This is a genomic window from Streptomyces sp. NBC_01508 (assembly GCF_045040315.1).
Lineage (GTDB): Bacteria > Actinomycetota > Actinomycetes > Streptomycetales > Streptomycetaceae > Streptomyces.
The window spans coordinates 432227-445252 of sequence record NZ_CP109419.1 but is presented as its reverse complement, the minus strand read 5'-3'; the positions used below and the strand labels follow the sequence as shown (position 1 = coordinate 445252).

The following is a 13026-nucleotide window of genomic DNA, read 5'->3' as shown; positions in this document are numbered from 1 at the left end:
GTGGCCGTCGTCAGAGTCCGCGCGCCTCCACGAGCACCAGACGTTCCGGGAAGAGCGTCGGCGCCCGCACCCCGGCGGCTGCCAGCGCCCGGCCGGTCAGCTCCACCCCTTCCGCCCGCCCCCACCACGGCGGGTCGGACCGGTGGGGGCCTTCGGCCCGGTCACCGGGCGCGCGGGGCCGTACCTGGTAACGGGCGTCCGCGTCGAGTCCGGGCAGCCGTACGACGCCTGCCGGGGAGGGCACGCTCGTCGCCGTCTGGACCAGGGCGTACAGCGCGTGGGAGCGGTCGGCGGCCACCACGCCGTGCACCCGCAGCGCCGGATCGGGATGGTCGCCGTGGACGACCGTGCCGGTGTGCAGCAGCGGCCGTAGCTCCTTGTACGCGGCGACCCACTCCGCGAGCCGGGCGCGCTCGCCGGGGTCGGCCGCAGTGAGGTCCCACTCGATGCCGAAGTGCCCGAACAGGGCGGTCCCGGCCCGGAAGTCGAGCGTGTGGGCGCGCCCGGTGGTGTGCGCGACGGGCGAGCCGACGTGCGCCCCGAGGAGTTCGGGCGGCAGCAACAGCCCTGTCCAGCGCTGTATGCGCTGCCGTTCGAGTGCGTCGATGCAGTCACTGGTCCAGACGCGGTCGGTGCGCTCCAGGATGCCGAGGTCGACCCGCCCGCCGCCGGACGAGCAGGACTCGATCTCCAGCCCAGGGTGCCGGGCGCGCAGTTCGTCCAGCAGCCGGTACGCCGCGGCCGTCTGCGCGTGGACACCGGCGGCGCCCGTCGGGCTGTGCCCGGCCTCCACGAGATCCCGGTTGTGGTCCCACTTGAGGTAGTCGATGGCGTACTCGGTGACCAGCGCGTCGAGCCGTTCCAGCAGGTGGTCGTAGGCTCCGGCGTGGCCGAGGTCGAGCACCTGCTGCTGCCGGGACTCCGGCGGTAGCCGGCCGCCAGTCGCCAGGATCCACTCGGGGTGCGCGCGGGCGAGGTCGGAGGCGGGACTGACCATCTCGGGTTCGACCCAGAGCCCGAACTCCAGCCCCAGGGACCGGACATGGTCGACCAGCGGACCCAGCCCGCCGGGCCAGACACTCTCGTCCACGTACCAGTCGCCGAGCCCGGCGCGGTCGTCCCGGCGTCCCTTGAACCAGCCGTCGTCCAGGACGAAACGCTCGGCGCCCACCTCGGCGGCGGTGTCCGCCAGCGCCGTGAGTGTGCCGATGTCCTGCTGGAAGTAGACGGCCTCCCAGGTATTGAGGGTGACCGGCCGGGGCCGGTGCGGGTGGCGGGTCCTGGCGCGCAGATACTGGTGGAACCGCCCGGCCAGCTCGTCGAGTCCGCGGCCGTACGAGCCGATGACCCACGGGCCGGTGTACGACTGGCCTGCCGCCAGCGGGACTTCGCCCGCGAGCAGGGTCTCGCCGCCGCCGAGCAGGGACACCCCGGCCGGGGTGCGTTCGGCGAGGGTGCGGTGGTTGCCGCTCCAGGCCACGTGCAGGCCCCAGACCTCGCCCGTACGGAAACCGAAACCGCCCTCGCCCGCGAGATGCAGCAGCGTCGCGTCGGTGCCCGTGCGGCCCCGGCGGTTCTCACGCAGATGCGTACCGAGCGTGAACTCGTGCCGCTGCGGGCTGCGTTCGCGCAGATGCCGACCGGTGAGGTCGAGGAGTTCGGTGGCGTGGGCGGGTACGAGGAGCGCGAGCAGCAGACCGTCGACGACGTACGGCCGCTCGCCGGGGTCGTGGTTGGTGACGGTGGCGCGCTGCCGTACGAGCCCGGAGGCGGTCAACTCGATCTCCAACACGAGCCCGAGCCGGGCGTGTTCGTCCACGGCGTCGACGGTGAGCTGATGCGCCTCGGGGAGGTCGGGCGTGCGGACGGTGCGGATCGAGCGGACGGTGAACGACGTCGAGAAGTCGGCGCCGTCGCGGTGGCCGGTCAGGCCCGGCGTACCGAGCCAGCCGGCCGAGTGCTCCGGCATGAGGGAGAGCGGCACGGGCAGGTCGAGGGTGTTGGACATCGGCGCGGTGGCGCTCGCGGCGGCCAGGTCGGCGAGACCGGCCCCGCCGGGATCCCCCAGGTCTCCGAGGTCGCCCAGATCGTCGCCCCAGTGGACCACCCGGGGCAGCCGGTCGCCGGTGCAGTCCAGGACCAGGCTCGTACCGGCGGCGCGGAGATGGCGGTAGTCACGGTAGTCACGGGAGTGACCGGTGGGCATACGGAAGCTCCTCGATTTGTCCATCGGCCATCGGCCACCGTCCATCGACGGCCGGGCGGTCCGTGCTCCGTCGCGGCCTGCGCGTTCGTCGCGTTTTAGTTTCGGGGTGGAAGTTTCCGTCCGTCAATAGGTGGGTTCCACACCGCCGATATGGCGAAAACGCACCCTTCGCTGGATGTTTGATTCCGGCATAGAAGTAAATACCGGAGGCTGGCAGGATGGGCGGACCAGTTGTCGGGCGGACTCCCCGCGGAAGGCCATCCCTTGCATGTGACTCCAGCGCCGTGGACCCGCCTCTCGGGAGCCACGCACGCCGTCGCCCTGGAGGTGCTGCTCCGCGGTCCGCTGCCCCGCAGCGAACTCGCCCGCCGGCTCGACCTGTCCGCGGGCAGCCTCACCCGGCTGGCGAAGCCCCTTCTGGACAGCGGGCTCCTCGTCGAGTCGGGTACCAGCCACGAATCGCGGGCCGGCCGGCCCACCCGCCCGCTCGACATCGTCGCCGACGCGCACCGGTTCATCGGCGCCAAGATCACCCACGAGGACGTGCACGCCGTAGTGACCACACTCCGCGCCGAGGTCGTCGCCTCCGCGCGGGCGGACCTGCCGGGACGCGACCCGGCCTCGGTCGTCGCCGTCCTGCGCTCACTCGCGGCCGAACTCGTCACCCGGCTCGGTGCTCAACCAGCCCCGGGAACACCGCACATCACCGCCGCCGGCGTCAGCCTGGGCGGCTGTGTGGCCGACCACGCCACGGTCACCGGAGCACCGTTCCTGGAGTGGGACGACGATGTGCCGCTCGGGGCCATGCTCCGCGACGCGCTCGCAATACCCACGGCCGTCGACAACGACCTGCTCGCGCTCACCCGCGCCGAGCACTGGTTCGGCGCCGCACGCGGCCGCGACCGGTTCGCGGTCCTCACCGTCGGGGCGGGCATCGGCTACGGCCTCGTCGTGCACGACCGCGTCGTGGACAGCCCGGACGCGGGAGTCGGCCTGCTCGGACACTTCCCGCTCGATCCCCTGGGCCCGCCGTGTCCGCGCGGGCACCGCGGCTGCGCCACCGCGATGCTGTCGATGGCCTCCCTCCGCGCCGCCGCGTCGGTGGGACTGCGGCGTGACGTCTCCTACGAGGAGTGCCTCGATCTGGCGGCGGCCGGCGACCCGGTGGCCGGGCCGCTGGTCACGGCGTCGGGACGGGCGCTGGGGCGTCTGATCGCCGCCGTCGCGAACCTCACCCTCACCACGGAGATCGTGCTGACCGGCGAGGGGGTGCGGCTCGCGGAGGTGGCCCGCGAGGCGCTGCGCGAGGGCCTCGCGTACGACCGGGATCCGCGTGCGGCGGACGTCTCGCTCGACGTACGGCCGGTGGACTTCGCCCTGTGGGCGCGCGGCGCGGCGGTCACCGCCATCCAGGCGTATGTACTGGGGAACCGCCGCCGGACGGGCTTGAGGCGCCCGTCCGGCGATTGAGGCCGGAACGCCCGGCCCGTCCGGCGATCGAGCACCCCGACGGGGCCGAGCCGGAGGCCGGCCTTCACCACTGGTACGGGAGGTACTTTCCGTCGAGCGTGATCACCACACGGTCACCGGCCGGGTCGGGCACGCGCCGGACGTCGAGACGGAAGTTGATGGCGCTCATGATGCCGTCGCCGCACTGCTCGTGGATCAGCTCCTTGATGGTCGGACCGTAGACCTGGACGACTTCGTACAGCCGGTAGATCGTCGGATCGACCGGTACGGCCGCGTCCAACGCGCCTCGTGACGGCTGGAGTTGGAAGGCGAGAGCGGCATCGTCCCCGAGTTCGAGGAGCGCCGCCGCCGTCGTGGCCTCGTCCTTGCCCATCGGATGCTGACCGAGGAGCGCGGCCGTGGTCCAGGCGAGCGGTCTGCCTACGGCGTCCGCGAGTTGGGCCCAGGTGATCCCCGTCCGCACCTTTGCCTGGCGGACGGCTTCGGCGGCTTCGTGCTTGCTGAGCATGTGCCTCTCCATTCCCGGACCGCGCCCCGGTGGCGCGCGGCCACAGCTTAGGAGACGGCTGTTCGGTGGCACTCCCGGTCGCGCTCACCCTTCACTGGTCACTGGTCACTGGTCACCGGTCACTGGTCACCGGTCACCCCAGTGAGAGGCGCGCCTTGCGCAGCCCGAAGAGCTGGAGATCGGCGAATCCCAGCACCGCCACCGCCTGAAGCACGATCAGCGTCGTGCCCAGCCCGGTCGGGTCGAGCCACCCCGCGGCGGCCGTCACACCGCTGAGCGCGGACCACACCAGATTGCAGCCGATCACCGCCCGCACCGCACCGCGGTGCGGTGCCCGCGCGGCGCTGACCCGCCACACGAACAGTGCGTAGAGCACCAGGAAGGCGCCGATTCCGGCGAGGAACGCGACAGGCAGTCCGAGCGCCGAGTCCAGCACGGCACAGCCGATCAGCGCGGCGGCGCCCACGGCGCCGGTGGCGACGGCGTCGAGCAGCAGGACCGTGCGCAACAGGCCGGTGTCACCGCGCACGACGGCGGAATCGGTGGAAGCGGCGGACGCGGAGTTACGGGACGGGGCGGGGACACCGAACGAATCCGACGAACTCATGGGTTCCTCCTCGGGGAAGCGGCTCAGGACAGGCCCTGACCCCCCTGATGGTTCTCGAAGCCGCGACGCGGGTCGATTACCGGAGAGGTAATGGGCGGCGGCAGGGAGTCGAGGAACGCGCCGAGCACGGCGTCGAACTCCGCCCGCCGTTCCAGGTTGGGCATATGCCCGGCGCCCTCGATGACCGCGAGCGCCGCGTCCGGTATCCCCTCGCTCATCACCCGCGCGTCGGCGACCGGTGTGTACGCGTCCTCGCTGCCCACCACGACGAGCGCCGGGACCGTGACGCGCCCCAACATGCCGACGTAGTCAGGTCGTTCGGCCCGGCCGCGCAGTGCCGCCGCCGCGCCCTCGGGCGGTGCGCCGCGCATCATGTCCCGTACGTGCCCGGCCACCGCGGGCAGCTCCCGGACGTTGCGCGGCGTCATCATCTTGGTCAGCACCTCGTCCACGTACGGCCCCATGCCCTCCCGCAGCAACCGGTCGGCCATCGCGTTGCGTGCCACCTTGCCCGGCTCCGTCTCGGCGGCGGCGAACGTGTCGGCCAGCACCAGGGCCCGGACCCGCTCCGGGAACAGCCGGTAGAACTCCAGGACGATCTGGCCGCCCATGGACAGCCCGCCCAGCACCACCCGGTCGACGCCCAGCCGGTCGAGCAGCGCGGCGAGGTCCCACGCGAAGGTGGTGAGCGTCGTCTTGCCGGGCAGTACGGTGGCCCCGCCGTAGCCGCGCAGATCGGGGGCGATCACCCGCCGGCCGGGGCCGGCGAACGTGTCGAGCTGGGGCCGCCACATCGAGCGGTCGAACGGGTGGCCGTGCACGAGGACCAGGACGTCACCGCCGCCCTCGCCCGTACGGCCGCCGTCGCCTCCGCCCTCGTCGTCGTACGTGAGGGTGATGTCGTGAAGCGTCATGGTGCTCATGTCCGCGTCCCCGCGTTCTCTGTCCGGGGCTCGGCTCCGCTGGTCGGCTCCGTGCGTTCCCCCTTGCGTTCTCGATGCTAAGTGGTGCAATATCTCGATGCAATGTTGAAATTGAACTTGGTGCAATCTTGTGTCGACGGGAAGCGCCACGCGAGGGAGTGTCATGGAGGACTACCGCCTGATCGCCGACCAGCTCGCGGCCGACATCCAGGCCGGCCGGCTGCGTCCCGGTGAGCGGCTGCCGCCGCAGCGGCCGTTCGCCCGGAGCCGTAACATCGCCAACTCGACGGCGGCCAGGGTCTACGGCGAGCTGATCCGGCGCGGACTCGCCGTCGGCGAGGTGGGCCGGGGGACCTTCGTACGCGCCGCGCCGCCCGGACCGCAGCCGATGCTCACCGAGCCCAGCGAGGCCCGGGTCGATCTGGAGGTCAACTTCCCCGTACTGCCCGAACAGGCCGGGATGCTCGCCGCCGGCATGGCGCGTATGCAGCGCCCCGACGTACTCGCGGCAAGCCTGCGGCCCCTCGGCGGGTCCGGGTCAGCCGCCGCCCGCGAGGCCGCCGCGCCGCTCCTCGCCCGCGCCGGCTGGACGCCCGAACCGGAGCGGATCCTCTTCGCGGGCAACGGCCGTCAGGCGATCGCGGCGGCTCTCGCGGCCAGCGTCCCGGCCGGGGAACGGCTCGGCGTTGAGGAGTTCACCTACCCCGTCGTCAAGGGCATCGCCGACCATCTCGGCATCACCCTCGTCCCGCTCGCCATGGACCGGGACGGACTCCTGCCGGAGGCGGTGGCCGCCGCCCCGCCGCTGCGCGCCGTCTATCTCCAACCCACGCTCCACAACCCGCTGGGCATGACGATGCCGCCCGACCGCAGGGCTCGACTCGTCGAAAAAATCCGTGAGTTGGATCTGTACGTCATCGAGGACGCCATCTACGGATTCCTCCGCGACGATGTGCCGCCACTCGCCGCACTCGCCCCCGAACGCACCGTCGTCCTGGACAGCATGTCCAAGCGGCTCGCGCCCGGACTGACGCTCGGCTTCGCCGTGGCGCCGCCCGCCTTCGAGCAGCGGCTGGCCTCGGCCCTGCGCTCGGGAGCCTGGTCGGCGGCCCGGTTCGCCCTCGACGCCGCGACACAGTGGATGGCCGACGGCACCGCCGCCGCGATCGGCCGGGCCAAGCGCGCCGACGCGGTGGAACGGCAGCGGATCAGGGCCGAGCGCCTGGCCGGCTTCACCGTGCGCGCCGACCCCGGGGGCTACCACTGCTGGTGGGAGCTGCCCGATCACTGGCGCGCCGAGCCCTTCGTCGCCGCCGCCGCCCGCCACGGCATCGCCATCGCGCCCGGCGCCGCGTTCACCGTCGGCACCGGACGCGCCCCGAACGCCGTCCGGCTCGCGCTGGGCACCCCGTCCCACCGCACGCTCACCGACGCCCTCGATCTGCTCGCCGCGCTGGCACGCGGCACACCCGAGGACGCCGCGCCGGAGTGACCGGGGGCCGGGGACCGGGGACCGGGGACCGGCAGGCTGTCAGGCCGGCTGCCGGGTCGTCACGCCGTCAGGCGGCCCGGCAGCCAGGCCAGTTGGGCCTCCTCCTGGTAAGTCTCGCCTCCCTCATGACTGTTGAACTCGTACACCTCGATCGTCCGGTCCTCGTGCGGATAGGCGTTGAAGGCCGCGAACACCGTCGACGGCGGGCAGGTCTGGTCCTCCAGGGCCGTCGAGAACAGCGCGGGTGCCCGGCCGCGCGCCGCGAAGTGAACCCCGTCGAAGTAGCTGAGCGTCCGCCGGACCTGTTCGCCCCGGCGGCGGTAGGTGTTGAGGTACCTGCCCACCTCCCGGTACGGAAGCCGGTCGGTGAGCGTCGTCGCCCGGGGGAAGTCGCAGAGGAACGGCACATCGGGTGATATCGCCACCAGATCCGGTACCAGACCGCCCACCGCCAGTGTGATCCCGCCGCCCTGGCTCTCGCCGATCGCGGCCGTGCGCGAGGCGTCGGCGAGCGGATGGGAGCGGGCGGCCTCCACCGCGCGGACGGCGTCCGTGAAGACGCGGCGGTAGTAGAAGTCGTGCGGGTCCTCGATGCCCCGGGTCAGAAAGCCGGGAACCGCGGACGTGCTGCCCACCGGATCGGGGGTGTCTCCGCCGCCCCACCCGGCGCCCTGTCCCCGCGTGTCCATCACGAAGTGCGCGAAGCCGGCCGACGCCCACAACAGATGCGTGTGCGGCAGCCCGCGCCCGCCGCCGTAGCCGACGAACTCGACCACCACGGGCAGCGGTTCGCGCGTGCCGGCCGGCAGCACGAACCAGCCCTTGACGGAGTGGCCGCCGAAACCGGCGAAGGTCACGTCGTACACCTCGACGGTCGACAGACCCGTCGCGACCGGCGCGAAGCGGGCGTCCAGCTCGTGGGTGCGGGCCTCGGCGAGGGTCGACGTCCAGAAGGCGTCGAAGTCGGCCGGTTCCACGGATTGGCTGCGGTAGTTCCGAAGCTCGTCGAGGGGCAGATCGAACAGGGCCATGTGCGGGATCACCTCTGGTTGCGCGGGCGGACGATCACACCGTACGGCCCGCCCCCGCGCGAAAGGAGTTCGGTGCGATCTCTTGACCGGTGCCGCCCGAAGGGTCCACAGTGCTCGTTAATGCGCATTACTAATACGCATTAACGATCCGGAGGAACACGGTGGAGGAACCCAGGAAGCGGTCCCGGCCCGGCCGGAGCCCCGCACCCACGGGCCGGACGTCCCGGCCGCGCCAGGCCGAGGTCGCCAGGCTCGCCGGGGTCTCGCAGGCCACGGTCTCGCTGGTGCTCGGGGCGCGGAAGCAGGGCGCCACGATCTCGGAGGAGACCCGGCGCAAGGTGCTCGACGCGGTACGCAGCCTCGGCTACGTCCCCGATCCGGCGGCCAGCCGACTGGCCGCCGCGCGCAACAACCTGCTCGGCGTCTTCAGCTTCACGTCCACCTTCCCGACCGATGTGCAGCACTCGTACTACCCGTTCCTCGTCGGCGTCGAGCGGGAAGCGGCGGCACGCGGCTACGACCTGGTGCTCTTCACCGGCTCCAGCACCGGCGGCGCGGGGGCCGCCGGACCGCACGCCCTCAACCGGGTACGGCTCGCCGACGGCTGCCTGTTCCTCGGCCGCCGCGCGCCCGCCGACGAACTGCGCCGGCTGGTCGCCGACGGCTTCCCCGTGGTCCACCTCGGCCGCAGGGACGAGCTGGAGGGGCTGGCCTGGGTCGGCGCCGACTACGTCAGCGCCAGCCGGGAGGTCGTCGCGCACCTCGCCGCGCTCGGCCACCGGCGGATCGTGCTCGTACGGGAGGACGACGAGGCCCTCGCGTCCACCGACCGCGAACACGGCTTCCTCAAAGGGCTGGAGGAGGCGGGACTGCCCGGCGGTCCCGACGCCGTCTTCCGCTCCGCCGACCCGGAGCACGACCTCACCGCCGAGCGGCTGCGCGGCTGGCTCGACGACGGCGTCACCGCGTTCGTCGCCGAGGAGACCGACACCGGCGACGCCTGGCGAGCGCTGCACGGCGCCGCGCACTTCGTCGGCATCGACTGCCCGCGTGACGCCTCGCTCGCCTTGCTCGGCAGCCCGCCGCCGGACCTGTCGGACGGACCGACACCGACCGGATTCGACATTCCCCGGCCGCAGTTGGGCGCCGCCGCCGTGCGGATGCTCGCCGCGCTGGTGGCGGGGGAGCAGGCCACGGAACCGCTGGTGGCCTGCACCTTCCGGCCCGGCACGACGGCGGGACCACCACCCGTCCACCACTGACCTGACCGAATCGACCCTGACCGAATCGACCCCGACCGACTCCCTCGAACACACCGCACCACCCGACGCACACCGCACCCAACGCGCCAAGCACACCCAGCACTTCAAGGAGACCCGTGACATCCGCACCCGACATCCTCATCGTGGGCTCCGGGCTCCGGGCTCCGGGCTCCGGGCTCCGGGCTCCGGGCTCCGGGCTCCGGGCTCCGGGCTCCGGGCTCCGGGCTCGGCGGCGTGGCCGCCGCCCTCGCCGCCTGCCGGGCCGGACGCACCGTCGTCCTCACCGAGGAGACGGACTGGATCGGCGGCCAGCTCACCTCCCAGGCCGTCCCGCCGGACGAACACCCGTGGGTCGAGCAGTTCGGCACCACCGCCTCGTACCGCACCCTGCGCGAGTCCATCAGGGACCACTACCGCCAGTGGTACCCGCTGCGCTCCGAGGCGCTGGCCCTCACCGACCTCAACCCGGGCGCGGGCCGCGTCAGCAAGCTCTGCCACGAGCCGCGCGTCGCGCTCGCCGTCCTGGAGGCGATGCTCGCGCCGCACCGCCCGTCGGGCCGGCTCACGCTCCTGACCGAGCACCGCCCGGTCGCCGCCGAGGCGGGCGACGACGACACCGTACGGTCCGTCACCCTCGCCGACCTGCGCAACGGCAACCGCCTGACGATCGGCGCCCGTTACGTCATCGACGCGACCGAGACCGGTGAACTGCTCGAACTCGCCGGGGTCGAGCACGCGATCGGCGCCGAGGCGCGCGGCGAGTTCGACGAACCGCACGCCCCCGACGAGGCACAGCCCCTCAACCAGCAGGGCATCACGGTGTGTTTCGCGCTCTCCCACCACGAGGGCGAGGACCACACCATCGAGCGGCCGGCCGACTACGACTTCTGGCGCGCCTACCGGCCGGACTTCTGGCCCGGACCGCTGCTCGGCTTCCTCGCGCCCGACCCCCGCACCCTTGAGGCCGTACCGCGCACCTTCGTCCCCAACCCGGACCTCGACCCGCTCGACGTCACCGCCGACCAGTCCGCCGACGCGGGCGACAAGGAGCTGTTCGGCTTCCGCCGGATCCTCGCCCGCAAGCTGCACCGGCCCGGCGCGTTCGACTCCGACATCACTCTCGTCAACTGGCCCCTGAACGACTACTGGTTGAAGCCCCTGATCGGTGCCGGTGAGGAGACGTCCGCCGCCGCGCTCGCCGAGGCGCGCCAGCTGTCGCTGTCGGTCCTGTACTGGCTCCAGACCGAGGCGCCGCGCGCCGACGGCGGCCAGGGATTCCCCGGACTGCGGCTGCGCCCCGACGTCACCGGCACGGCCGACGGGCTCGCCAGGCGCCGTACGTACGCGAGTCGCGCCGTATCAAGGCCGTCACCACCGTCACCGAGCACGATGTCGCGATCGACATCGTCGGCCCCTACGGCGGCACCCGCTACCGGGACTCCGTCGGCGTCGGCAACTACCGCATCGACCTGCACCCCTCGACCGGCGGCGACAACTACGTCGACATCGGCTCGGTGCCCTTCGAGATCCCGCTCGGCGCGCTCGTACCGCGCCGGGTCCGCAATCTGCTGCCCGCCGGGAAGAACATCGGCACCACCCACATCACCAACGGCTGCTACCGGCTCCACCCGGTGGAATGGAACATCGGCGAGGTCGCGGGCGCACTCGCCGCGCACTGTGTCGCCGAGGGCGTCGAACCCCACCAGGTCCAGGCCGAGGACAAGCGGTTCGACCGGTTCGCCCCGCTGCTCGACCGCGAAGGAGTTCAGCGCCACTGGCCCGACGTACGCGGCTACTGACGACACCCGGTCACTGAGGAGCCCCAGCCACCGACGAGCCTTCGGCCACCGACGACACCCGGCACGACCCGAGGCGGTGAACAGCCGGGCAGGAGCAGCTCCACCTGCCCCGCCCGGCCCACCGCCCACGTGCCCGCCAACCCCGCACAAGGAGGTGCCCAAGCCATGAACACCCACCGCATCCGCGTCGGCATCGACGTGGGCGGAACCTTCACCGACGCCGTGGCCGTAGACGCCACGACCCTGCGACTTCTGGGGCAGGTGAAGGTCCCCACCAGCCACCGTCACGAGGACGGCGTCGCCCACGGCATCGTCGAAGCTCTCGCCCGCCTGCTGGAGCAGACCGGACACGCCCCGAAGGACGTGGCCTTCCTGGCCCACGGCACGACCCAGGCTACCAATGCCCTGCTGGAGGGCGATGTCGCCACCGTCGGTCTGATCGGTGTCGGCGGCGGTCCCAGCGCCGCGTTCACCCGCAGACTCGCCGCCTTCCGCAAGCTCGAACTCACGCCCGGCAAACGGCTTCCGCTCGCCTACGCCCATGTCGCCGACCCGGACGACGTGTCCGCCGTACGCGCGGCCGTCGACTCCGTCGTCCGAGAAGGCGCCCAAGTCGTCGTCGCCAGCCAGCCGTTCAGCGTCGACCGCCCGGAGGGCGAGGACGTGGTCGTCGCCGTGGCCGACGAACGCGGTCTGCCGACGACCGCCGCGCACGAGATCACCGCGCTGTACGGGCTCCACAAGCGCACCCGGACCGCCGTCGTGAACGCCGCGATCCTGCCCCGCATGCTCGCCACCGCCGACCTCGTCGACGCCTCCATCACCAAGGCGGGTGTGAGCGCCCTGCTGATGGTGATGCGCTGCGACGGGGGAGTGATGTCGCTGGACGAGATGCGGCGCAGGCCGCTGCTCACCGTGCTGTCCGGACCGGCGGCGGGTGTCGCCGGGGCGCTCATGCAGGAGCGCGTCAGCGAGGGCCTGTTCCTGGAGACCGGTGGCACGTCCACCGACATCAGCGTCGTACGGCGCGGCAAGGTCGCCGTGAGGCACGCCACCATCCTCGGTAGGACGTCGTACCTGTCGGCGCTCGACGTCAGGACCGTCGGTGTCGGCGGCGGCTCGATGGTCCGTATCGGGGGCGGCAAGGTCACCGGCGCCGGACCACGCAGCGCGCACATCGCCGGCCTGCCGTACGCCTGCTACACCACCCTGGACGACCTGCGGGACGCGAAGGTCACCACGATCCGCCCGATGGACGACGACCCCGCCGACTACGCGGTGCTCGACGCCTCCGGCGGACGCTTCGCGATCACCATGACGTGCGCGGCCAACGCGCTGGGCCGGGTCCCCGAAGGGGACTTCGCGCACTGCGACCCGGCCGTGGCGAAGGCCGCGATCGCGCCGCTGGCCGCCGCGCTCGGCACGGACGTCGCCACGGCGGCGGCCCGCGTCCTGGACGCCGGCACCGGCCAGGTGAAGACCGTGGTGGACGCGATGATCCGGGACTACCGGCTGGACAAGGACACCGCCCTGCTCGACCGCGCCGCGCTCGCGGCGATCGAGGCGCTGGCGGCCACCGACGACATCGAGTTCGGCGTCCGGCTGCTCGCGAACACCCCGACCCACGAGGCCCGCGACCCGGCCCTGCTGCGCCAATGGGCGCGTACCGCCGACGAGTTCGGTGCCGCACTGGCACTCGCCCCCGTCGCAGGCACGGCCCGCGTCGTG

8 protein-coding genes and 2 pseudogenes are annotated in these 13026 nt (G+C 72.6%); 5 read left to right on the top strand and 5 right to left on the bottom strand.

Annotation, left to right across the window (positions count from 1 at the left end):
• Positions 1 to 10 precede the first annotated feature (10 nt).
• Positions 11 to 2206 carry an alpha-galactosidase gene (locus OG700_RS02000; protein WP_405607890.1) on the bottom strand — a complete coding sequence of 732 codons (2196 nt, stop codon included), beginning with the start codon at positions 2204 to 2206 and terminating at the stop codon, positions 11 to 13.
• Positions 2207 to 2476: 270 nt separating this feature from the next.
• Between OG700_RS02000 and OG700_RS01995 the strand changes: the two genes are divergently transcribed.
• Positions 2477 to 3676, top strand: coding sequence for an ROK family protein (locus tag OG700_RS01995; protein ID WP_405607887.1), 1200 nt, complete (start codon positions 2477 to 2479; stop codon positions 3674 to 3676).
• Positions 3677 to 3740: 64 nt separating this feature from the next.
• Here OG700_RS01995 and cynS read toward each other — a convergent pair whose 3' ends face one another.
• The 3 genes from cynS to OG700_RS01980 form a co-directional block, all read right to left on the bottom strand.
• Positions 3741 to 4184: a cyanase gene (cynS, locus tag OG700_RS01990; RefSeq protein ID WP_405607884.1), complete on the bottom strand. Its 444-nt coding sequence runs from the start codon at positions 4182 to 4184 to the stop codon at positions 3741 to 3743.
• 133 nt (positions 4185 to 4317) lie between these two features.
• Positions 4318 to 4791, bottom strand: a complete 474-nt coding sequence (locus OG700_RS01985) for a hypothetical protein (RefSeq protein ID WP_405607881.1) — start codon at positions 4789 to 4791, stop codon at positions 4318 to 4320.
• Positions 4792 to 4814: 23 nt separating this feature from the next.
• Positions 4815 to 5714, bottom strand: coding sequence for an alpha/beta fold hydrolase (locus OG700_RS01980; protein ID WP_405607878.1), 900 nt, complete (start codon positions 5712 to 5714; stop codon positions 4815 to 4817).
• Positions 5715 to 5877: 163 nt separating this feature from the next.
• Here OG700_RS01980 and OG700_RS01975 point away from each other — a divergent pair, with 163 nt between their 5' ends.
• On the top strand, positions 5878 to 7206 hold the full coding sequence (locus OG700_RS01975) for a PLP-dependent aminotransferase family protein (RefSeq protein WP_405607875.1): 1329 nt from the start codon (positions 5878 to 5880) through the stop codon (positions 7204 to 7206).
• A gap of 59 nt (positions 7207 to 7265) precedes the next feature.
• On the opposite strand, the gene OG700_RS01970 is transcribed toward OG700_RS01975, so the two are convergent.
• Positions 7266 to 8237: an acetylxylan esterase gene (locus OG700_RS01970; RefSeq protein WP_405607872.1), complete on the bottom strand. Its 972-nt coding sequence runs from the start codon at positions 8235 to 8237 to the stop codon at positions 7266 to 7268.
• Positions 8238 to 8398: 161 nt separating this feature from the next.
• Here OG700_RS01970 and OG700_RS01965 point away from each other — a divergent pair, with 161 nt between their 5' ends.
• The 3 genes and pseudogenes from OG700_RS01965 to OG700_RS01955 all read left to right on the top strand — a co-directional run.
• The gene (locus OG700_RS01965) at positions 8399 to 9499 is read left to right on the top strand and encodes a LacI family DNA-binding transcriptional regulator (protein WP_405607869.1); all 1101 of its coding nucleotides are present in this window, start codon (positions 8399 to 8401) and stop codon (positions 9497 to 9499) included.
• 234 nt (positions 9500 to 9733) lie between these two features.
• Positions 9734 to 11298, top strand: a pseudogene (locus OG700_RS01960) (FAD-dependent oxidoreductase).
• A 165-nt stretch (positions 11299 to 11463) separates the two neighbouring features.
• A pseudogene (locus OG700_RS01955) lies at positions 11464 to 12834 on the top strand (hydantoinase/oxoprolinase family protein); the annotation flags it as partial.
• Positions 12835 to 13026: the final 192 nt, after the last annotated feature.